Genomic DNA, 21,576 nt, shown 5'->3' with positions numbered 1-21,576 from the left:
ATAGCCCACGGGTATGTTGCTTGCATGGGAGGACGGCTCGCGTTGGTTGTCGGGTCCGAGTGTGTGGCGCTGGGGGAACTGGGGTTCACCGGCGAACTCGCCACGGGGTTGTACGCGAGTCTGACCGAGGTCGGTGGCTGGCGCTCGGCCACGGAGCTGGACGGGCCGGTGCTGGATCCGACTGCGGGGCAACTGGCGACGGCGATGGATGCGGCGTTCGCCGAGGCCGGGGAACGGCAGGCGACCTTGTTGCTCGCGTTCATCGGCCACGGCGTGGCGACCAGCGCCGAGGATTTCTATCTGCTCGCGCATGACTCGCCCGCAGTACCGAACTCGCGCAACGCCTTTCATCTCACTCAGGAGATCAGGGAAAGGCTGAACCAGTCGGCGCTGGACGGCCTGGTGGTGCTGGTCGATGCCTGCGAGACCGGGCAGGGCGTGATCGGTGCCGCGCGCCGGTGGACCGACCTGCTGGCCCAGTCGGCCGGGCGGATGGAGATGCTGGTCGCGGCCGGCGAGGGACCCGCGTTCTCCGGCTGTTTCACCCGAACGATGTTGTCCACGTTCGACATCGGACTGCCGCTGCGTGGCGAGAATTTGCTGCCCGCCGATCTGGTCGATCCGATCGCAGGCAGCTGCGTTCACCAACAGCCGCAGTATCTTTCGTTCACCTCGGGTTCGGTCTCGGTGGCGCACACCGCGGATCCGGGGCTCTGGCTGGTGCCCAATACCGCGCGGCATCGAGATGCCGTAAGCGGCCGTTCGGCAGCGGGATTCGTCGATCAGCTCACCCGTGGACTGCTGGTGACGCCGGATGTTCGCGAACATCTCGACGCGATCGTCGACGCGGGCAGCCATCGCCTGCGCGTGGTGATCGGTCCGGCGGGTGCGGGTAAGTCCACCTTGCTGGCCATGCTGATTCGGCCGAGCCTGGTCGAAGGGCTGGCGGTGACGCCCGAATATGTCACCGCCGCAGTATTTCTCACCGCCGCCAGCTCGATCGAGGCGGTCGCGGCAGAGCTGGCGGCGCAGCTGACCGCGCGACTGCCCGGGTTCGCGGAGGCGGCGCAGACGGTGCGCGCGCACCGGGCCAGGGACGAGTTCGACATCTTCGACCTGTCGGTGCGGCATCCGCTGGCGCGACTGTCGACCGCGGGCAGGCGGGTCACGCTGGTGGTGGACGGATTGAACCAGCCGCAGGAAGGCACCCGGCGGCTGCTCGTCTCCGCCATCGCCGATCTGACCAGGCGCGATGATCTGCGGCACGTGCGGGTGATCGTCGGAATCCGGGACGGGACCGGCGTCGAACGCACGCCGAAGTTGGCGCACATGCACCGGATCGAGGTGGGTGAACCGGCCGCCGACGACATCGCCACCGTGGTCGGATCCGCGCGCGGCAGCGGGGCGCCCGCCGACCCGGCGGACTGGGTGAACTGGATCCAGTCGTTGCTGGCCGAGACGCCGACGGCCGTCGGCGACGAGTCGCATGTGGTTTCCGGCGGCTGGCTGCTGGCTCGGATGTTGGCGGAGGTGGCGTCGAGCATCACCGATGGCGCGGTCGCCGCCGGTATCGGGTTCGACCGCATCGTCGCCTTGCGGGTCGAGGGGGCAGTGCGCGGCATGTCGGCCGAAACGTCCGGTGCGGCAGGCACTTTCCTCAGTGTGCTGGTTGCCGCCGGGGTGGGGCCGGTGCTGCCGATCGAGCTGCTCGATGCCGCGATGACGGCGCTCGGCGTGGACTTCCACATCGCCAGGATCCGGGATATGACGGTGGCCCTGGGCGCGCTGGTGACGCGCAGCAGGCCGGGCACCCCGCGCGAGTCGCTCGGCGTGACGCACAGCGCCCTACTGCCCGGACTGCGCAACGAGTGCAGGCTGCTCGGCGCGGAACTCGAAGACGCGCACCGGGCCATCGTGACCGCCATCAAGGAGAGCACCAGCGACCGCGCCGCCGACTACGCGCGCGGCTCGGCCGTGCGGCACTGCCTCGCCTATCGGGATTCCGCCAGCGCCCTGCACTTCCTCGAACTACTGGAGACCGCGCGATCCGCGGACAACCGCGATCTTTGGGCGGCCTGGGTACCGGCCTTCATCGAGACGCTCGGCCCCGACCACCCCGACACCCTGACGACCCGCAGTCGCGAGGCCTACCACCGCGCCGAGAGCGGCGACCTGGTCGGCGCCATCACCGCCTTCGAGCTGTTGCTGGCCGACCGGCTGCGCATCCTCGGTCCCGATCACCCCAAAGCCCTTGGCACGCGCGCGAATCTGGCTACCTACCGGGCCCGCTGCGGCGACTACATCGGCGCCCGCGCCGAATACAAGCGGCTGTTCAGCGACCAGCGTCGCCTGCTCGGCCCCGACCATCCCGACACGCTGCGCACCCGAAACGATTTGGCGTCCAACCGTGCCGACCTGGGCGACCTGGTCGGCGCCATCGCCGATTTCGAAGAACTACGCGCCGACCGCTCCCGGGTGCTCGGTCCCGAGCACCCGCAAACCCTGAAGACCCGCAACAGCCTGGCCTACTGGCGCGCCGAGACCGGCGACTTCGCCGGCGCCCGAGCCGATTTCGAGCAGATACTCGACGACTGCCAGCGCGTCTTCGGTCCCGACCGCCCGGCCACCCTGGCCGCGCGAAACAGCTTGGCCGCGTTTCGCGCTCGCAGCGGCGACCTGGCCGGTGCGGGCGCCGAGTTCAAACACCTGCTCGCCGACCGCCTCCGCGTGCTCGGTCCCGATCACCCCGACACCCTCACCACCCGAAGCTCGTTGGCGAGCTACCGTGCCGACGCCGGTGACCTCCCCGGCGCGATCGGCGATTTCGCCCGCCTGCTCGCCGACCGGCTGCGCGTGCTCGGCCCCGACCACCCCGACACCTTCGCCACCCGCAACGAACTGGCCGACCGCGAAGCCCGGAACGGCGACATCGTCGGCGCCATCGCCGAACTCGAAGTCCTCCTGGTCGCCGAACTCCGCGCCCTGGGCCCCACCCACGCCGCCACCATCCGCACCCAAACCACCCTCGCCTACTGGCGCGAGCAGCTCGGGCTTTGATCAGGGGCTGATCCGCACTGGTTCTCGGGATCCGCATCGTCAGGGGCACCACGGGCAGGGCTCGGGTCCCGAGAGTCGGTGCAGGGTCTAGGCATAGCGCGCACACGGTATGTTGCCTTGCATGGGAGGACGGCTTGCGCTGGTGGTGGGGTCGGAGGTGCTGCGCTGGGGGAGTTGGGGTTCACCGATCAACTGGCCACCGACCTGTATGGGCGGCTGCGTGACACGGGTGGGTGGCTGCCCGCCACGGCGGTGGCCGGGCCGGTGCTCAATCCGTCTGCCGCACAACTCGTCTCGGTCATCGACGAGGCGTTCGGTGCGGCATCCGCGCAACAGGCGACCCTGCTGATCTCGTTCGTCGGGCACGGCGCGGCGATCGGCGACGGTGATTTCTTCCTGCTGGCCCACGACTCCCCGGCGGTGCCGAACTCGCACAACGCGTTTCACCTGGCGCAGGGCATCAGGGAACGGATCGGCGCGTCGGCACTGGACGGTTTGATCGTGCTGATCGATGCCTGCGAGACGGGACAGGGTGTGCAAGGCGCCGCGCGCCGCTGGGCCGACCTGCTCGCTCAGTCGTACGGCCGAATGGAGATGCTCGTCGCCGCGGACGAAGACTCCGCGTTCGGCGGATGTTTCACCCGGACAATGCTGGAGACGTTCGACGCGGGGATGCCGTTGCGCGGCGAGAATCTGCTGCCCGGTGATCTGATCGCGCCGATCGCGCACTCGTGCCGCTACCAGTTTCCACAGCATTTGTCGTTCACCGCGGGCATGATCTCGACGGCTCCCGGCAGCGATCCCGGCCTCTGGTTGGTGCCGAACACCGCCCGCCGCCGAGATGCGTTGACGGGGCGCCCGGCGGCGGGGTTCGTGGATCAGCTGACGCGCACCCTGCTGCTCACCGACACCATCCGCGGGCATTTGGACGATGTCGTCGACGCGGGTGGTCATCGGCTCCGTGCCGTCGTCGGACCAGCGGGTAGTGGCAAATCGACCCTGCTGGCGTTGCTCATTCGGCCGAGCCTGGCCGACGGGTTGCCGATCTCGCCCGGATATGTCACCGCGGCAGTCTTTCTCACGGTGAACAGCTCTGTCGAGGCCGTCGCCGCCGAACTGTCCGCGCAGTTGAGCGAACGCCTGCCCGGGTACGTTGATGCCCTCGAAGAGGCGCGGTACTTCGCCGACAGTCAGGGGTTCGACTCGGACGCCTTCGACGTCGAAGTCCGTCAGCCGCTGGCCAACATGGGGCGGCCGGGCGTGCGCGTCACGATTGTGCTCGACGGGCTCGACCAGCCGGCGGAAGGTCCCCGGCGGCTGCTTATCGCCGCGGTCGCCGATCTGACGCGCCGCCACGATCTCGGGCACGTGCGGGTCATCGTCGGCATTCGGGCAGGCACCGGCGTCGAGCAGGTGCCGGAACTCCGGCACATGCACCGCATCGCGCTCACCGTGCCGACCGACGGCGCGCTGGCTGCCATTATCCGTGCCAGCCGGGTGCGGCCGCCGTACGGCCCCGCGCCGTGGGACGCCGAACCGGTGACCTTGGGGCCGCTCGGCGGACCGAGGATCGGGCCCGACGCGGGTGGCTGGCTGCTGGCCCGGCTCCTCGTCGAGGTCGACGTCGCCCTCTACGACCACTCCGTCGTGGGCGCAACGGAGCTGAATGCTGTTGTCGCTCAACGTGTGCAGCGCGCTACGGCGACACCGATCATGGAGGTGGCGAGCGCGATCGACCCGCTGCTCGCTGTTCTCGTCGCGGCCGGTGCCGGGCCCGTGCTGCCCATCGAACTGCTCGATGCCGCGCTGGTCGCGCTGGGGACCCCCATCGGCACGGCTCGAATCCGTGATATCGCAGTAAGTCTGGGCGTCCTCGTCACGCGGGATCGGCCGGGCAGTGCGCGGGAATCGCTCGGTATCACTCACGAAGCACTGTTGCCAGGGCTGGCCGCCGCGCTCGACCTCGACCTCGGGGACGCGCACCGCGCGATCACCGCGGCGATCGAGGCGGGCGGCAGTGCCGGGGCGGACGACTATGCCCGCGGTTCAGCGGTGCGCCACTATCTCGCGTACAGCGACTCCGCCGCTGCCTTAGCGTTCCTCGGCACGCTCGAGACGGCCCGAGCTGCCGACAACCGCGACCTGTGGGCCGCGTGGTCGCCGCTGTTCGCCGCGGCCGTCGGTTCGTTTCATCCGAATACACTTGCCGCCGAAGCGAGACTCGCGTACTGGGCCGCGACAAGTGACGATTTGTCGGGCGCCGGCCCTGGCAATTCGTGACGGCGGGCACGTGCTGCTGATGGCAGCGGGCGTGGGCTGATCGGTCGGCGGCGTCCGCCGGGTGCAGGTGAACGAGTATGTTCCCTTGCATGGGAGGACGGCTTGCGCTGGTGGTGGGGTCGGAGTGTGCGGCGTTGGGGGAGCTGGGGTTCACGGATGGGCTGGCTACTGATCTGTATGCGCGGCTGCGGGAGGCGGGTGGGTGGGGGAGTGCGACGGGGGTCGACGGGCCGGTGCTCGATCCGACTGCGGGAGAACTGGTTACGGCGATCGATGCGGCGTTCGACCGGGCTTCGGAGCAGCGGGCAACGCTGTTGGTTGCGTTCATCGGGCATGGGACGGCTACCAATTCGGGGGACTTCTATTTGATGGCGCGCGATTCGCCGGTGATGCCGCGGTCGGACAACGCGTTTCATCTGACGCAGGGGATCAGGGAGCGGCTCAATACTTCGGCGCTGGACGGGTTGATCGTGCTGGTCGACGCGTGTGAGACCGAGCAGGGGGTGCGGGGTGCCGCGCGGTTGTGGACCGGGCCGCTGGCGCGGTCGGCGGGGCGGATGGAGTTGCTGGTGGCGGCGGGGGACGGGCCTGCCTATGCGGGATGTTTCACCCGCACAATGCTTTCCACCTTCGGTGCCGGACTGCCGCTGCGTGGCGAGAATCTGCTGCCCTACGACCTGGTCGATCCGGTCGCGCGCGGTTGTGCCCTGCAGCAGCCGTTGCACTTGTCGTTCACCGCGGGCACGGTGTCGACCAGTCCCGGTGGTGATGCCGGACTGTGGCTGGTACCCAACGCGGCTCGGCGCAGAGACGCGCTCACCGGTCGGCCTGCGGCCGGTGTCGTCGACCAGCTGACCCGCCGATTGCTGTGCACCGACACGATGCGTGAGTGCCTTGCCGACGTGATCGACGCGGGTGGGCAGCGGTTGCGCGGAGTGGTCGGTCCGCCTGGCGCAGGCAAGTCGACGCTGATGGCACTGTTGATCCGGCCCAGCGTGGTCGACGGTCTGGCCATCGCGCCCGAATATGTCACTGCGGCAATCTTTCTCACGGCGAGCAGCTCGCTCGAATCGGTGGCCGAGGAGTTATCTGCTCAGTTGGCAGCGCGGGTTCCGGGGTATGCCGAAGCGCTGCGCGCAGCTCAGGAGCGTGCTGACGTCGCCGAGTCGGATGTCTTCGAAATCTGGGTCCGGCGGCCGCTGGCCGAGGTGTCGCGGCCGGGTAGCCGGATCACGCTTGTACTGGACGGCCTGGATCAGCCGGCCGCAGGCAGCCGAAAACTGCTGGTGGCTGCGGTAGCCGAGCTCACCCGTGGCGACGATCTGCGACATGTCCGGGTCATCGCCGCGATACGGGAGGGATCCGGCACCGATCGGCACCCTGCCCTTGGACACATGCATCGCGTCGCGCTGCCCGAGCCGACCGCCGCGGACATCGCGGCCCTTATTCGTGCTGGGTGGCGTGAGTTCGTTCCCGTCGCCCCGACCAGTCCGTTCGGCCAGTCCGACGTGCCCGCCGCACTCGGTGAGCCTACGAGGTCGCCGAGCGGCGCGCCGCCCACCCGAAAAGGGCTCCCGCCCTGGCTCTACGAGACGGACCGGTCGCACGAGGACCCAGGCCACGGTGAAAAGCGGCGCGGCATCTCCGAGGATGAGCCCGCACGCGCGCCCGACAAAGAGCTGGATGTCGCAGCCGGGGGCTGGTTGCTGGCCCGGTTGCAAAGCGAAGTGCTTCTGTTGTTGTCCGGGCGCTCGGTATCGGTCGGCACGGAACTGGAAGCCGTTGTGGCCCAGCGAGTGCGAACAGCGATGTACACGGTCGGATCCGCCGCGGCCAGTGCGATAGGTCCGATGCTCGCTGTCCTCGCGGCGGCCGGGGCAGGCCCAGTGCTGCCCATCGAGGTGCTCGAGAGCGCAATGTCGTCGTTCCGCGAAGACATCACCTCGGTCCGTATCCGCGACATCACGGTCAGCCTGGGCGCGTTGATCACGCGCAGCAACCCTGGCACCGCGCAGGAATCCCTCGGGATCGCCCACACCGCACTGCTGCCGGCGCTGGCAGAGCAGTTCGAGGTGGGCCTCGACGACGCGCACCGCGCGATCATCGCGGCGACTGTGCGGTGCACCAGCCCCCGAGCTGTCGAGTACGCCCGTGGATCGACAGCCCGCCACTACCTCGAATGTGGAGACAGCGGCCGAGCGCTGGCCTACCTCACCACCCTCGAGACGCCGCGTGCCGCCGACAACCGCGATCTGTGGGCCGCGTGGTTGCCGTCGATCGAGGCAGTGGTCGGTCCGCTTCATCCGGATGCATTGCAGGCCCGGGAGTATCTGGCGCTGCGGCGGTCGGAGAGCGGCGATCTGCCCGGTGCGATCGCCGAGTACACGCGCCTGCTCGACGACCAGCTCACGATCCTCGGCCCGGACCATCCGAACACTCTCGCGACACGCCACCACCTCGCCGTGTGCCGCGGTGAGTCCGGCGATGCGACGGACGCCTCGGCAGAGTTGACCAGGGTCTTCGCCGACCGGCGTCGAGTGCTCGGCGTAGACCACGAGTCGACGTTGGCGACGCGGAACAGGCTCATTTCACTCCAGGCGCTGCGGGGCGATCTGTCCGGCGCCATCGCCGAGGCACGAGAATTGCTGGACGATCAGCGTCGCATCCTGGGCTCCGATCACCCCGACACCATGGCGACCCGCAGCAACCTCGCGGGATATCTCAGCCAGAACGGGGACTCGGCGAGCGCCATAACGGAGCTGTCGGAGCTACTCACCGATCAGCTCGAGGTGCTGGGGCCCGACGACAGCCGGGTGCGCCTCACGCGTGCGAAACTCGCCACCGTGCAAGCGCGCGACGGCGACATCGCCGGGGCGATCGCGGCGGCCAAAACCGTGCTCGCCGAACAGCTTCGCCTGCACGGGCCCGACGACCCGAACGTGCTGCGGACGCGCACTAACCTCGCGGCTTATCGCGCACAGGCCGGCGACCTGGCGCGGGCGACGGCCGAGCTGGAAGACGTAGTGGCCGACCGAATTCGGGTGCAGGGCCGCGATCATCGCGAAACCTTGTACAGCAGAGGCAATCTCGCCTCCCTCCGGGCGCGCGGTGGCGACTTGACCGGTGCGATCGCCGAAGCCGAGCAGGTCATCACCGATCAGCTGCGCGTCCTGGGCCCGGACCACCCCGACGTGCTGGTCACGCGCAGCAACCTCGTGTCGTACCGGGAGCGATCGGGCGACGTGCAGCGCGCTGTGCACGACACCCAGCAGCTGCTCGCCGACCGCCTCCGGGTACTCGGCCCTGACCATCCGGACACGCTGCTCACCCGCAACAACCTCGCCGCCTATCGCGCGCACGCCGGCGATATCGCGGGCGCGGTAGCCGACCTCGCGCGCCTGCTCACCGACCGGGAGCGGGTGTTGGGCGCGGATCATCGTGACACCGAGGTAACCCGAAACAACCTGGCGCAGTGGCACTCCCGACTCCACGAATAGTGAGCCTCGAGGCAACTCGGCGGCACCGAGCCCGGTTTGACCGCGGCCGTGTCGATGCGCCCGCCAATACAACGCAGCCATCGGCGCGGGGCCATGCCACTGATGCAAGCGGTGTAGCTACCGCAGATCCCGCGCGAGTCGGGTCGCGCCGACGGCCATGTAGCTGCCGGTGAGGGCGGTCATGGCGAGGGCGGTGGGGCGGGGGACGTCGCCGCGGGCAACGTGGGTGGCACCGTGCGTGGTATCGATGATGTCGACCATGAGGGCGATGCGTTGCCAGCGCGGCCGCTCCTCGGCGGGGGCCGTGAGGTAGCCGACGCCGAGTGCGATGGCTCGTGCGCCGAAGATTCGCGTCATGTAGGTGAGCTCAGGTGTAGAGCGGATGCCGAAGGCGGCGCTCAGTTTTCCTGGTAGGGCGAGGGCCGCCGCGCCCAAGACGATTCGACCGACGGCGAGGCCGCGTAGTGGGCCGGCCAGCGGGGAGCGGGTCGGCGTGGTGTTCGTTGCCATGAACACGAGGGTCCCCGAAAGGCCGTGCGGGGTCGATTACCTCGGAGGTAATCGACCCCGTATCGACCGCTACGAAGTCCACTTCCCACGCACGCCCGCGAACACCTGCGCCGCCGGATCCGCGGTGATCTTGTCGGAATCGGTGTCGTAGTCGTACAACTCGGCGTACCGCCCCCAGTCGATGGCGATGTCGAGTTGCCTGCGCGCGTCCTCCGGTCCGAACCCGCGACGGAGCAGGTCGAGGAAGAACCCGGCGCGAAGGCTACCGTCCGCACTACCGGCCAGGCCCTTACAGATGGTGCGGACCAAAGGCGCACGGTGGCGGGCTTGTTCGGCGAAGATGCGTTTGCTCTCCTGGATGTCGGCGGTGGTGAAGCGGGAGCCGATGTCGGTGAGCAGGACGTCGCCGTCCTCGACGGTGATCAGGCCGAGCATCTCGGCGGCGTCGACCAGCGGCAACAGGTCGTCGATCTCGAAGTTGAGTTCGTCGGCGATGTCGGGCAGGTCGGCGCGGCCGCCGTTGGCGTAGACGAGCTCGACCAGACCGGCCAGCCCACCGACGGACGCGTCGGGCAGCGGCTGCGCGGTCGGCGTGGCCTTATCCGGTTCGGCGACAACGGGTTCGGTGTCGCGCCCGGTGAGCAAGCCGTAGATCTGATCGACCATCGCCTCGAACCACGGTGCGCGCCGGTCCCGCGGACGCGGTTGCGACACTTGGATTTCGGCGATGATGCGGCCAGGATTGGATCCGAGGACGAGCACGCGATCGGCCAACTGCACGGCCTCCTCGATGTTGTGGGTGACGACGCAGATCGCCTTGGTTGGGAAACCCTCGGTGGCCCAGAGGTTCACCAACTCGGTGCGCAGATTCTCCGCGGTGAGCACGTCGAGCGCCGAGAACGGCTCGTCCATCAGCAGCAGATCCGGTTCGAGCACGAGCGCGCGAGCGAAGCCGACGCGCTGGCGCATCCCGCCGGAAAGCTCCTTGGGATAGGCGGATTCGAAGCCGTCCAGGCCGATCATGTCGATCGCGGCGAGCGCCCGCTGCTGCCGCTCGGCGGTCGGCACGTTGCGCGCGGCCAGCCCGAGCTCGACATTGTCCTGCACGGTGAGCCACGGCATCAGCGCGAACGACTGGAACACCAGCGCGGCACCGGGATTGCTGCCGTTGAGCGGTGTGCCGCGGTAGGTCACCTCGCCGTCGGACGGCGCGATGAGCCCGGCGATGATGCGCAGCAGCGTGGACTTGCCGGAGCCGGACCGGCCGAGCAGGGCGACGATCTCGCCGCTGCGCAGTTGCAGATCGATGCCGTCGAGCACCCGCAACTCGTCGCCTGCGGCGCCGATGAATCGCTTGCCGACGCCCGAGATGTCCAGCAGCACAGCGCGATCGGCCTCGGTGGTGGTCACGGTCATGATCGATCTCCCGTCGAACTAGTGGAGCGGTAGCCGGTGGTCACAGCGAGTACCGCCGTTCGGCGAGTGCGTAGAGCCGCCGCCAGAACAGCCGGTTGATGCCGACCACGTAGATGCTCATGACCAGCACGCCGATCAGGATCCGTGGTGCGTCACCGACTTTCGTCGCCTCGTGGATGTAGGAGCCGAGCCCGGCCGCGACCAGCGTGGTGGACCCGTAGTCGACGACCTCCGAGACGATGGACGCGTTCCACGCGCCACCGGCCGCGGTGATCCCGCCGGTCACATAGCTGGGGAAGATGGCGGGCAGAATCAGCCTGCGCCACCACAGTTTTCGCGGCAGTTGCAGATTGGCCGCGGCCTCGCGCAGATCGGTCGGTACCGCGCTCGCGCCCGCGATGACGTTGAACAGGATGTACCACTGCGCGCCGAGTGCCATCAGGATGGTGCCCGCCCAATTCAGGCTGGCCCCGCTCCACACGAGCACCGCGGTGATGAACGGGAACAGGAAGTTGGCCGGGAAGCTGGCCAGCACCTGCACCACCGGCTGCGCGAGCCGGGACACCCTGGGGTTCAACCCGATCCACACGCCGATGGGCACCCAGATCACGGTGGCGAACACGAGCAGCACCACGACCCGCAGCAAGGTGAGGAAGCCGAGCCCGAACGCGTGCCCGACTTCGCCGAAGCCCGCGGTGGATTCGATGTACCCGACCACGCGATACCCGCCGTAGGCGACCGCCGCGCCGACCAGCACGGCGAACACCAGATCACCGGCCCGGCGCCGCACCGGTGAGGCGTGCAGCGGGTACTCGGCGAGGCCGAACACGCTCATCAGCCGATCCAACGGCGCCACCAGCGGACCGAGCACCTTACCGAGCAGCAGCGGAGTGTGCGAGCGCCGCAACAGGTTCAGCACGACACTGCGCGGCGCCTCGGCGGCGCCGGTGTCCTCCACCCGGAACCGCTCCGCCCACGCCGTGAGCGGACGCCAGAACAGGAAGTTCACCCCGACGACCATCACGATCATCACCCCGATCGCGATGAACACCTTGCTCAGATCGCCGTCCCCGGTGGCCGTCGCGACGTAGGACCCGATCCCGGGCAACGCGTATTCATGGTTGTTCACGCTGATCGCCTCGGACGCGACCAGGAAGAACCAGCCGCCACCGAAGCTCATCATCCCGTTCCAGACCAGCGGGATCATGCCGCTCGGCACGTCGACCCGCCAGAACCGTTGCCAGCGAGACAGTCTCAGGTTGCGCGCGGCCTCATCGAGCTCACGCGGCTGTGCGGCCAAGCTGTGGTAGAAAGCGAACGCCATATTCCAGGCCTGCGAGGTGAAAATCGCGAAGATGGCGGCGCTTTCGAGACCGAGCTCGGAGCCGGGGAACAGCGCGATGAACCCGGCGACGGTGATCGACAGGAACCCCAGGATCGGCACCGACTGCAAGATGTCGAGCAGCGGAAGCAACACCGTGCGGGCCCGCCGCAGCCGCGCCGCGGCGGTCGCGTAGACGAAGGTGAACAGGATCGACAGCCCGAGCGCGGCGAACATCCGCAGCAGCGAGCGCGCCGCGTAGTAGGGCAGCTGTCCGGGATCGGTGGACACGGTGGCGGGCGCGGCGGCCTGGTCGAACGGCACGTTCGCGCTCGCCGACACCCGCACGACCAGCCAGATCAGCACCGCGGCCCCGACGAACACCACGACATCGGCGAACCGGTTGCGCGGCCGATCGAGCGCGGTGCCCGCCGGGTAGGAACGAAGCAACGTCATGCCTGCGGCCCCTTCACATCCGAGGTCGCGATGTGCCACCCGACGCTGGTCACCGACGGTTCCAGGCTGAGCCTGCTGACCGCCGTCTCCATCTGCCGGTCGTCGCGCTGATCACCGAACAGTTCGGCCCGCACCTCGACCCGGCCCGGCGTGCCGGTATTCGCGCTGGAGATCGAGATCAGCTGGAAGTCGGTGCGGGTCAGGGCCTGCACCAGCAGGGCACGCACATGGGCTTCGTTGTCGTCGTTGGTGACCGCGACGAACTCGTAGGACGCCGGCTGTTCGTGTCCGGCTTCCGGCTGCTTGTCGACCGCGCGCCCCGCCGCCCGCAGCGCGACATTGACCACGATCACCGCGACCGTTCCCGCGGCCGCGGTACTGAACATGCCCGCGCCGGCGAGGGCGCCGACCGCCGCCGCGCACCACAGCGTGGCCGCGGTGTTGAGACCGCGCACATTGAGCCCGTCGCGGATGATCACGCCCGCGCCGAGGAAGCCGATGCCCGACACGATCTGGGCGGCCACCCGGGTCGGGTCGGCGGTGCCGCCGGAGAAGCCGTGCGCCGACAACAGCACGAACAGTGTGGCGCCCGCGGCGACGAGCGCGTTGGTGCGCAGGCCCGCCATCCGGGCCCGGTACTGCCGCTCGAAGCCGATGGCGGCACCGAGGCCGACGCCGGCGAGCAGCCGGAGGATCATTTCCACTGTTGTCATGACCGCACTCCCTGAACAATCGTCAGCGCACCGTCGAGACCAGCAGGTTACGGGGTATTTCCCGAAACGAAATCGGCTGATGAGGTGTCACCGGGTGAATATTTGGCTAACGGGGGATACGGACTATTACCGCCGGGCATCCGGCTCACCTCCTTCGTCCATCAGCGCACGACGAAATGCCGGGCTTCACGTCTTTGATCGTTGCAGAGCGCAGCACGAATGACCGCTAAAAACGCCGGTCAGCACCCGTCCTCGTAAGACCTTTGGCACTTCACGGCGTAAACCCGGTGGATCCGGGAGCCAATCGGGATCACCCCTTAAGCCGGGGAGATCTGTCCTGACCCGGGGCGTCTCTCGACGTTCGGGGTCGCTGGCCTGTTTCCGTGAAGGAGCCTCAGCGAACGATCGGCACCTTGCGCTGGTCAGTAAACACCCGAATGGAAACATTGGCAACCCAGATGTGAGCGCAGTCGCACCCGGGGCCGAATCCCGTTGCGCCGAGGGCGAATCAGGACCGGTAGAGCGAGCGGTACGCGGTGATCATCGCGACGCAGTGGTCGATGATCTCGTCGCGGGTGGCGCGCAGCGACCCGTTGAGCCACGCGGAGAACATGCCCGCGTTGCCACTGGCCATGGTCACCGCGGCGAGCCTGCGTTTGACCGGGTCGTCGATGTGGGAGAAGAGGTGGTCCTGCATGAGCCGGGTGAACACCGGCATCACCGAGATGGTGGTCTGGCCGAGGCCGGTGCTGGAGTACGGCTCCACCAGGAACAGCCGGGACTTGCGCGGGTCGGCGAGCACCTTGTCGACCAGGATCCGGGCGAGCTCACGGTCGCGCGACGGCTCGTCGGCGGCGGCGAACGCGGTCATCGGCTCGAGGAACTCCTCGGCCACCTGCCGGTAGAGCACGTCGAGCAGCTCGTCGCGGCTGGTGAAGCTCTCGTAGAAGTACCGGTCGGTGAGGTTGGCTCGGCGACAGACCGCGCGCATGGTCACCCCACTGGCGCCGGCCTCACCGATCAGATCGAGTGCGGCCTCGAGTAGCGCGCTGCGGCGGGCCTCCCTGCGTTCGGTGAGGGTCGTGCCGCCCCAGATCCGCGGGCCCGCGTCGTCGTCTGATTCCTGGGCTGATTGCACCGCACCAGACTAGTCCGCGGCGAGCCCGCCGACCCGCACCGCCCGACTTCGGGTCCTGCCGAAACGGATTGGGCACGCGGGTCGCCGGGCTTGCCTGCGGCGCGTCGGTCAGGGCAGGACGACGCAGACCGGGCCGAGGTTGACCCCGTTGCCGACCGTGGCGGCGGTCGAGACGAACCCACCCGAGTTCTGCACCGCGTAGACGGTGTGGTTGCCGGGGAGCAGTGGCGTCCACTTCGCGGTCACCGTGCCGGAGGCGGGCACGGTGATCCAGCCGCCGGGATCGAAGGTGCCGGTGGCGTCGAAGAAGCCGATGACGTCACCGGGTGCCGCGGTGGCCGTGGCGATGTAACTGCAGGTGGTGCCGAACGCGGTGGAACTGCCGAAACTCAGGCCGGGTGCCACGCCGACGGCGGTGACGGCGGCGGGCGCGGCGGGTGCGGTGAGCACCAGGGCGGCGGTCATGGCACCGAAGGAGGTCAGTGCGGCGGCGACGGATTTCTTCGACCGGTACATGAGGAATCTTCTCTCTCGGGCGTGAAATGGAGACGGCGCGGGCGTCCGCGCTCTCGAGTAGTCTCCGCGCGTCGCGAAAGAGACACGCCCGTAATGGCCGGATGACTCGCGCGCGTCACCCGCCACGTTCCAGTGGCAGACCGGCGTCCCGCCAGGCGACGACGCCCCCGGCCAGGCTGCTCGCGTCGTAACCCGCCTGTGTGGCCCGGGTGGCGAACCGCAGCGACAGCTCGCCGACCGGGCAGACGAACACCACCGGCCGGGACCGGGGGAACGGGATGCCCTGGGCGAACATCTCGTCCAGCTGGTCGTCGCGAATATTGAGCGCACCGGGCACATGTCCGATCCGGTAGGCCATCGCGCCGCGGGTGTCCACGATGGTCGGCTTGCCGGTGCGTTCCAGCTCGGCCAGCTCGTGGGGCGTCAGGGTCGGCGTGGCCGCCTGTTCGGCGGCGCTCGGGGGTGGTCGGCGCTCGGCGCGGTCGAACAGTTCCGGCCTGCGTTTCTTGATATAGGACAGGTACGGTTCCAGCCGGTCGCAGACGATGAACACCGCGACGATCGGCCCGTCCGGCCGGTGTGCCGAAACATCCGGTACCGCAAGGGCTTCCAGCGCGGCCGCGTAACTCGCGCCGCTGGTCGGCCCGGCCAGGATGCCGTAACCGGTGGCCAGCCGCAAAGTGGCGTCCACCGCGACGCCGGACTCGACGGTCACGATGTTGTCGTAGAAATCAGGCTGGAACAGCCCGACATCCCACATCTCACTCTCCGAGCGGATCCCGGGAATGAAGTCGGCCCGGTCGGAAACCACTGCCACGGTGCGTAATTCGGGATTGTGCTTGCGCAGGTAGGTGGCGGTGCCCCTGGTGGACCCGGTCGTGCCGAGCCCGCCGATAAGGTAGTCGACCCGGTTGATACCGTCGGCGGCCAGGTCCTCGTGGATCTCCCGGCCGGTGCCGTCGTGGTGCGCCTCGATGTTCTTCTCGTTGGTGTACTGCGAGGCGTGGTAGTAAGCGTCGGGCTGCTGTGCCATCGTCGCCTCGATCACCGAGTACACGTCGTTCGGCGTGGTCGGGTCGGGGCACTCGGACAGGCCGGGCAGTTCTACGATCTCAGTGCCCAACAGCTGCAACAGTTCTCGTACCTCGGTGACCTTGATCCGGTTGGTCACCGCGCGCAAGCCAATGCCGTGCAGCGCGCCGAGCACCCGCAGCGCCTTCGCGGTATTGCCGCTGGACGCCTCGATGAAACTCTGCCCGCCGGCCCGAACGGCGTCGAGCTCGTCGCGGATCATGCCCCAGGCCACCCGGTCCTTCACCGAGCCGAAGGGGTTGTGCGACTCCAGCTTCGCGTACAACTCGACATTGGACAGACCATGCACCGCGGGATCGAGCCGCAGCAGGGGAGTGTTGCCGATGAGTTCGGTGATGTGGTCGTAGCGCATCAGGGCGCCCCGGTGGGTCGGCGCGGTACCGGCGGACGCCACGGCCCGCGCGGCGGGGTGCGCCGCTGCGGCGGCAGCGCGACCGAGAGGTGCGGTTCGTAGTCGGCATCGCGGTACACCTGGAAGCTGCCCGCCCGGTGCGCCACCGCCAGCTTGATCGGTGGCGGCCGCATCGAGGCCGTCGCCGCGGACAGGTCCATGTGGTAGGCAGCGGTATTGGGGAACACCACCAGATCGCCGGCGCGTGGCCGTTCCGGCAGCCATACCTTGTGATTGGTGATCAGGTCCCGCTCCAGGCAGAGCCGGCCCGCGAAATACACTCCGACGGGCCCGGTTTCGGTCACCGGATGCAGGCTCGGCGCGGTGTCGCCCGCGCCGCGGGTCGGCACCACCGCGCCGCCCGGCGGCACCGGCGGGGAGGGTCGGTGCGCGGTGCTCGGCAGGATGATCGGATCCACCATCACCTCCTGGTCGGCCGGGGTCACCGAGTCGCGGCTGAGATCGACATTGACCAGCACACTGCCGTCGGCGAGCTCCTTGACGAAGTCGACCCTGGCCACCGTCGCGCCCGCGTGGTCGAGCAGCGCTTTGCCCGGCTCCAGCCACACCTCGAGCAGATTGTCCGAGGCGACCTCGGCGACGGTGCGCCCGCCGTGGCGCTCCAGCGGGGCGGTGAGCAGATCGTCGAGCATTGTGGTGGCCGGAATCGTGTTGGCGTACTTGTGGAACACCGGTGTGCCGTGCACCGCGCCATTGGCGACGTGGTAGCCGAAAGTGTTGCTGCCCCAGCTCATCGGTTCGCCGCGGCCCAGTAGTGATTCGCGCAGTGCGCGCACATAACCGTCGAACCGATCGGCGTCCTCGGTGAAGACCTGCCGGAAGCCGCCGCCGATATTCAGCACGGTCGGTGTCAGCCCGTAGCCGTAGGCCCGTTCGATCAGCGCCAGGCAGGCGTCGATCGCGCGGACCCGTTCGCCGAGGTCGCCGGAGTCCAGGTGAAAGGCGAAGCCGAGCAGGTTGATTCGGCTGCGGTGCGCCGAAAGCACGTCGAACGCACGCTGCATGTGGGCGAGCGGCACTCCGAAACGACTGATCTGGCCCTCGTCGAAACCGGAGACCCGCAGCAGCACCGGCACTTTGGCGCGGTCACCGGCCAGCTCCGCGATGCGCCGGAGCTCCCAGAGATTGTCCACATTGATCGTGACGCCGCAGTCGATCAGATCACGCAAAAACACTTCACCTTTCGGCCCGGTCACCTCGATCCGCATCGGCCCGAACCCGCCGCCGATCGCGCTCGCCAGCTCCTGCGGGGAGGCGACATCGATGCAGATCTTGGCGTACTCGGCCGCCCGCACGAAGGCGCGCGACTGATTGGCCTTGTGCGCGTAGCAGATTCGATGCCGCGGCAGTCCGCGGTCGAGCACCTCGCGGAATTGCCGCACGTTCTCCGCGTACACCTGCGGAAAAACCAGGTGCACCGGGGAGCCGAACCGGATCAGGGTCTCCGCCACCGCATCCGGGGTATCGAGGAAGGCACGCACCAGCGGATGCAGCTTCGCGGGTAGCGCCGGTAGCGGTGCCGTCATACCGCGGTTTCCGACGGCTCGGCGGTCCTGGCGCCCTCCGCCGCGCGTTCCGGCTTCTCCGCGACCGGGTTGTAGCCACCGTCCCGGATGGCCTCGAAGGCCCTGGCCCGGTTGCGCGGGCTACGGAATTCGGCGACCACCCGCTTGCTGATCAGATCGATCTCGACCACCCGGATGTCCATCGACTCCAGCACCCCGCCGATGGTCCGGACACAGTGCTTACAGGTCATGTCCGGCACGTAGAACACCTGATCTTCGGCGGTGGCGGCGCGATCGGCGGTGTCCTCGTCCAGCGCGGCGCTCACCTCGACGAGCTCGCATCGGCTGACGGCCTGGGTGAACACCGTGACGAACTGGTCGACCACCACCGGCAGGACGGTGTAGTGCCCGCCGCCGAGGTGATGCGGCATCGCGGCCAGGCAGGCGGGCCGGGTCCCCGCGGGCAGCAGCGCGTACTGGCGCGAGATGAGGTCGAGGTCGTCGTGATACTTGGCGAGGGCCGCCGGGATGCTGAGGCCTTCTACATGGGTGGCCCGGCGCATTACGGTGTGCGCGTCGGCGATCGTCGCGTCCTTCATCGCCCGCAGCGTCGCGACGGTCTCGGCGGAGTAGCGCACCGTGCCGTCCGGCTGCGCGATGAGTGTCACCGGGATCATCCCGCGCCGATAGGTCGACGCCTGCAACTCCCAATACCAGCGGGTGGCGACGGCCGAGAAGAGGCCGGATTCGCGCATGCCGAGGGCGAGCTCGATGGCGCTGCGATACGGCGTCTGCCTGGCCAGCAGGGCATGCTGGGCCAGCGCTCGCCCGGCGGCTTCGATGCCGACCCGGAAGATATCCATCGGCTCGTGATCGGTGGTGGTGCCGTCGAGTACCGCGTGCGCGCGCGGGCCGAGCGCGGAAATGCGTTCGGCGAAGGCGGTATTGGCGTCGAGCGCGTGCCACAGCGCCAGCACGGTCTCGCGCATGGCGATCGGCACCAGCGGGCCGAGGCCGTCGGCGCGGTAGTGGCCGGTGTTCGGGATGCCGTCGCTGTCGGTCCAGGTGATCCGGTGGGTGGCGCTGGTGACCTGGTAGGGCCGGCACGGTCGCATGAACCGCTCCAGGTACAACCGCTGCGAGTAGGTCAGGTGACTGTTCGGCTCGGTATGCAGTGCGGTGCAGGTGAATTCGAACCTGCGCTGTTCAGGGACGGCTACCGGTGTCGCGAACAGCCCCGGCTGTGCCAGCTCGGCGAGCACCCGGGACGCGGCCCGCCGGTCGTAGCGCGGGGTGTCCATTGTCATCTGACCTCCTCGGCAATCGTCATGACGCACTTGGTGAATCGGTCGATCTCGTCGGCGGTGTTGTAGATATGGGTGCTGACTCGCACCGAGTCGTCGGCCTGCGCGCCGTCGGCGGCCGTGCAGTGCAGGCCGGTGCGTACCAGGAAACCCAGTTCGCTCAGCACGAAGCCGAGGTCGGTCGCGGTGATCCCGTCGAGGGTGAACGAGACGATGCCGTAGCCGACCGGGGACGGCGTATATGCGGGCCCCGGCAGGAATTCGAGTCCGTCGATCGGCCGGAGGGTGTCGATGAGCCGCACGGTCAGCTCGCGATTGTGCGCCGCGATGGCGCCGATATCGAACGACTCCAGCACCTCGAGCGCGCTGCCGAACGCGAGAATGCCGGGGATGTTGTGGGTACCGCCCTCGAGGAGCGCGGGCATCGCCGCTGGGACAAGCCCGGCCTCGCTCACCAGCACCCCCGAATTGCCGCCGGGCAGGAAGGGCACCAGTTTATCGTGGACTCGCCTGTGGCAGTACAGGATTCCGGTTCCCGGTGCGCCGAACATCTTGTGCGCGGCGAAGATTGCGAAATCCGCGCCGAGTTCGGTCACATCCACCGGAACGTGCCCGCCGCTCTGGCTGCAGTCGACGCACAGCAGAATCGCGGGGTCCAGCTTGCCGCGCAGGGGCGCCAGTGTGGTCAGTCCGCCGTACACGTGGTGCAGGTGGCTGGCGGTGATCAATCGGGTGCGCGGGGTGACCTTGGCGAGGATGTCGGCGGTGTCCGCCTCGCCACCGGCGGTCACCCGGTAGGGGATCAGCTCGATCCGGCGCCCGAATCGCGCGAGCAGCCCGCGCAGGTGATGCCAGGGATGCACGTTGGACGCGTGATCGGCTGGGCTGTACAGGATTTCGTCGCCGTCCTCCAGTACGGTCAGACCCCAGGAGAGGGTGACGGCGTTGATTGCCGCGGTGGCGCCGCCGGTGAAGACCACCTCGTCCGGGTGTTCGGCGCCGATGAAGGCGGCGGTGCGGTCCCGGATTCTGCTCAGGCGGGTGGTGAGGCTGGTCGCCCACGGGTACGTGCCGCGTCCGGCGTTGGCGGTGCGTGAGCTGTGATAGCGGTGAATGGTCTCGATGACCGGCAGCGGCTTCTGCGTGGTCGCGGCGCTGTCCAGATAGATCTCGGTGGAGTCGGCGAGTGCGGGGAAGAGCTTGCGGATGTCGGCGGGGGCGTGCGCCGCCGCCGGCGATAGTCGTCCGGCCGAGGCCCGCGCGAAATGCGGCCTCGAGGCATGGGATCGCAACCTGACGCTCCCTCCGCAAAACCGTTTCACAAGGTGCGTTGGACGCCACCAACGATACGCACTTCTGGCAGGTCTTCGAAGGATTCTCGTGGGCAACGGGTTTCACCTACTAGGGTGGAGCCATGTCTTTGACCTTGAAAGAGCGTCAAGAGTTCCTCGCGCAGCCGCACGTCGCGGCCCTGTCGGTGGCAGGTGGTCCCGACCGGGGTCCGCTGTCGGTGCCCATCTGGTATCAATACGAGCCCGGCGGTGAGCCGTGGGTGATGACCGGGGCCGATTCGCGGAAGCTGCGGTTGATCCAGGAGGCCGGCCGGTTCACGCTGCTGGTGCAGCGGACGGAACCGACTACTCGGTATGTTGCCGTGGAGGGTCCGGTCGCCAAGATCATCCCGCTCACCGAGGAGCTGCACGTGGAAATGGTGCGGCGCTACCTGACCGGCGACGCCGTCGACCACTACCTGAAGCAGGCGGAAGGCTTCGGCGATCAGGTCGTGGTGTACCTGCGGCCCGAGCACTGGCTGTCCGCCGACCTCGGCGGCGTGTGAGCCGGTCGGCTCAGTACTTGCCCTGGAGGTACTCGACCAGGTGCTGACGCTCGGTGGTCAGTTCGGAGATCGCGCTCTTCACCACGTCGCCGATGCTGACGATGCCGATCAGTCGGCCCTGGTCGATCACCGGCAGATGCCGAATTCGATGCTCCGTCATCGTATTTCGTAGTCCGTCGACGCGGTCGTCGGGCGCGCAGGTGCGCACGTCGGTGGTCATGATCTCCGACACCGGGGTATCGAGCAGCTCCGCGCCGCGCGCATGCAGGTTACGCACCACGTCGCGTTCGGAGATGATCCCGACGATCCCTTCGCCGTCACGTGACACGACAACGGCGCCGATATTGTGCTCGGCCAGCGTGGCCAGCAGGCTTCGAATTGTCGTGTCGGGCGCGACCATTGCTACGTCGCTACCTTTTCTGCGCAAGATCTCGGCTATTCGCATGCTGTCACCCATCCAGATGTCTGCGGCAGTTTCAGGATCCCAAGTTCGGGCGCTGGTGACCAGCACGAATCAGTTAC

General features: G+C 68.4%; 15 protein-coding genes and 1 riboswitch. Of the genes, 4 read left to right on the top strand and 11 right to left on the bottom strand.

Annotated elements, in window-relative coordinates:
* Positions 1-24 precede the first annotated feature (24 nt).
* The 3 genes from IBX18_RS10695 to IBX18_RS10685 all read left to right on the top strand — a co-directional run bounded on the left by IBX18_RS10695 (position 25) and on the right by IBX18_RS10685 (position 8,834).
* Positions 25-3,057 carry a tetratricopeptide repeat protein gene (locus IBX18_RS10695; protein WP_194833527.1) on the top strand — a complete coding sequence of 1,011 codons (3,033 nt, stop codon included), beginning with the start codon at positions 25-27 and terminating at the stop codon, positions 3,055-3,057.
* A 174-nt stretch (positions 3,058-3,231) separates the two neighbouring features.
* Positions 3,232-5,337 (top strand): ATP-binding protein, encoded by a 2,106-nt coding sequence (locus IBX18_RS10690; protein ID WP_194833526.1) that lies wholly within the window; start codon positions 3,232-3,234, stop codon positions 5,335-5,337.
* Between the two features lie 89 nt (positions 5,338-5,426).
* Positions 5,427-8,834 carry a tetratricopeptide repeat protein gene (locus tag IBX18_RS10685; protein ID WP_194833525.1) on the top strand — a complete coding sequence of 1,136 codons (3,408 nt, stop codon included), beginning with the start codon at positions 5,427-5,429 and terminating at the stop codon, positions 8,832-8,834.
* A gap of 117 nt (positions 8,835-8,951) precedes the next feature.
* On the opposite strand, the gene IBX18_RS10680 is transcribed toward IBX18_RS10685, so the two are convergent.
* The 10 genes from IBX18_RS10680 to IBX18_RS10635 all read right to left on the bottom strand — a co-directional run bounded on the left by IBX18_RS10680 (position 8,952) and on the right by IBX18_RS10635 (position 20,509).
* The gene (locus IBX18_RS10680) at positions 8,952-9,344 is read right to left on the bottom strand and encodes a hypothetical protein (protein ID WP_194833524.1); all 393 of its coding nucleotides are present in this window, start codon (positions 9,342-9,344) and stop codon (positions 8,952-8,954) included.
* A gap of 69 nt (positions 9,345-9,413) precedes the next feature.
* Positions 9,414-10,760, bottom strand: coding sequence for a nitrate/sulfonate/bicarbonate ABC transporter ATP-binding protein (locus IBX18_RS10675; RefSeq protein WP_194833523.1), 1,347 nt, complete (start codon positions 10,758-10,760; stop codon positions 9,414-9,416).
* Positions 10,761-10,800: 40 nt separating this feature from the next.
* Positions 10,801-12,537, bottom strand: a complete 1,737-nt coding sequence (locus IBX18_RS10670; protein WP_194833522.1) for an ABC transporter permease subunit — start codon at positions 12,535-12,537, stop codon at positions 10,801-10,803.
* Positions 12,534-13,250 carry an MgtC/SapB family protein gene (locus IBX18_RS10665; RefSeq protein WP_107656505.1) on the bottom strand — a complete coding sequence of 239 codons (717 nt, stop codon included), beginning with the start codon at positions 13,248-13,250 and terminating at the stop codon, positions 12,534-12,536. The genes IBX18_RS10670 and IBX18_RS10665 overlap by 4 nt, the downstream gene beginning before the upstream one ends.
* Before the next feature lie 242 nt (positions 13,251-13,492).
* Positions 13,493-13,663: riboswitch (M-box (ykoK) riboswitch) on the bottom strand.
* A gap of 95 nt (positions 13,664-13,758) precedes the next feature.
* A complete protein-coding gene (locus IBX18_RS10660; protein WP_107656506.1) occupies positions 13,759-14,388 on the bottom strand; it encodes a TetR/AcrR family transcriptional regulator in 630 nt (209 codons plus the stop codon).
* Positions 14,389-14,496: 108 nt separating this feature from the next.
* Positions 14,497-14,904, bottom strand: coding sequence for a hypothetical protein (locus IBX18_RS10655; protein ID WP_194833521.1), 408 nt, complete (start codon positions 14,902-14,904; stop codon positions 14,497-14,499).
* Between the two features lie 115 nt (positions 14,905-15,019).
* Positions 15,020-16,348: a pyridoxal-phosphate dependent enzyme gene (locus tag IBX18_RS10650; protein WP_194833520.1), complete on the bottom strand. Its 1,329-nt coding sequence runs from the start codon at positions 16,346-16,348 to the stop codon at positions 15,020-15,022.
* Complete coding sequence (locus tag IBX18_RS10645; protein WP_194833519.1) at positions 16,348-17,934, bottom strand: decarboxylase; 1,587 nt, start codon at positions 17,932-17,934, stop codon at positions 16,348-16,350. Before IBX18_RS10645 ends, IBX18_RS10650 begins: the two co-directional genes overlap by 1 nt.
* Complete coding sequence (locus IBX18_RS10640; protein ID WP_194833518.1) at positions 17,931-19,220, bottom strand: heavy-metal-associated domain-containing protein; 1,290 nt, start codon at positions 19,218-19,220, stop codon at positions 17,931-17,933. Before IBX18_RS10640 ends, IBX18_RS10645 begins: the two co-directional genes overlap by 4 nt.
* Positions 19,217-20,509: an aminotransferase class V-fold PLP-dependent enzyme gene (locus IBX18_RS10635; RefSeq protein ID WP_228540638.1), complete on the bottom strand. Its 1,293-nt coding sequence runs from the start codon at positions 20,507-20,509 to the stop codon at positions 19,217-19,219. The genes IBX18_RS10640 and IBX18_RS10635 overlap by 4 nt, the downstream gene beginning before the upstream one ends.
* Positions 20,510-20,631: 122 nt before the next feature.
* Here IBX18_RS10635 and IBX18_RS10630 point away from each other — a divergent pair, with 122 nt between their 5' ends.
* A complete protein-coding gene (locus IBX18_RS10630) occupies positions 20,632-21,054 on the top strand; it encodes a pyridoxamine 5'-phosphate oxidase family protein (RefSeq protein WP_194833517.1) in 423 nt (140 codons plus the stop codon).
* Between the two features lie 10 nt (positions 21,055-21,064).
* Here IBX18_RS10630 and IBX18_RS10625 read toward each other — a convergent pair whose 3' ends face one another.
* A complete protein-coding gene (locus IBX18_RS10625; protein WP_107660450.1) occupies positions 21,065-21,499 on the bottom strand; it encodes a CBS domain-containing protein in 435 nt (144 codons plus the stop codon).
* Positions 21,500-21,576 lie beyond the last annotated feature (77 nt).

Origin of the sequence: Nocardia sp. XZ_19_369 (assembly GCF_015355715.1) — a bacterium.
Lineage (GTDB): Bacteria > Actinomycetota > Actinomycetes > Mycobacteriales > Mycobacteriaceae > Nocardia.
Note: the sequence above shows the minus strand (reverse complement) of the source record. Positions and strands in the feature narration are given on the sequence as shown.

Bases quoted from the DNA above. Each gene is read 5' to 3' on its own strand.
- IBX18_RS10695 (WP_194833527.1), top strand. From the start codon at position 25: ATGGGAGGACGGCTCGCGTTGGTTGTCGGGTCCGAGTGTGTGGCGCTG.
- IBX18_RS10685 (WP_194833525.1), top strand. From the start codon at position 5,427: ATGGGAGGACGGCTTGCGCTGGTGGTGGGGTCGGAGTGTGCGGCGTTG.
- IBX18_RS10645 (WP_194833519.1), bottom strand. From the start codon at position 17,934: ATGACGGCACCGCTACCGGCGCTACCCGCGAAGCTGCATCCGCTGGTG.
- IBX18_RS10655 (WP_194833521.1), bottom strand. From the start codon at position 14,904: ATGTACCGGTCGAAGAAATCCGTCGCCGCCGCACTGACCTCCTTCGGT.
- IBX18_RS10650 (WP_194833520.1), bottom strand. From the start codon at position 16,348: ATGCGCTACGACCACATCACCGAACTCATCGGCAACACTCCCCTGCTG.
- IBX18_RS10665 (WP_107656505.1), bottom strand. From the start codon at position 13,250: ATGACAACAGTGGAAATGATCCTCCGGCTGCTCGCCGGCGTCGGCCTC.
- IBX18_RS10680 (WP_194833524.1), bottom strand. From the start codon at position 9,344: ATGGCAACGAACACCACGCCGACCCGCTCCCCGCTGGCCGGCCCACTA.
- IBX18_RS10675 (WP_194833523.1), bottom strand. From the start codon at position 10,760: ATGACCGTGACCACCACCGAGGCCGATCGCGCTGTGCTGCTGGACATC.
- IBX18_RS10640 (WP_194833518.1), bottom strand. From the start codon at position 19,220: ATGACAATGGACACCCCGCGCTACGACCGGCGGGCCGCGTCCCGGGTG.
- IBX18_RS10625 (WP_107660450.1), bottom strand. From the start codon at position 21,499: ATGCGAATAGCCGAGATCTTGCGCAGAAAAGGTAGCGACGTAGCAATG.
- IBX18_RS10670 (WP_194833522.1), bottom strand. From the start codon at position 12,537: ATGACGTTGCTTCGTTCCTACCCGGCGGGCACCGCGCTCGATCGGCCG.
- IBX18_RS10630 (WP_194833517.1), top strand. From the start codon at position 20,632: ATGTCTTTGACCTTGAAAGAGCGTCAAGAGTTCCTCGCGCAGCCGCAC.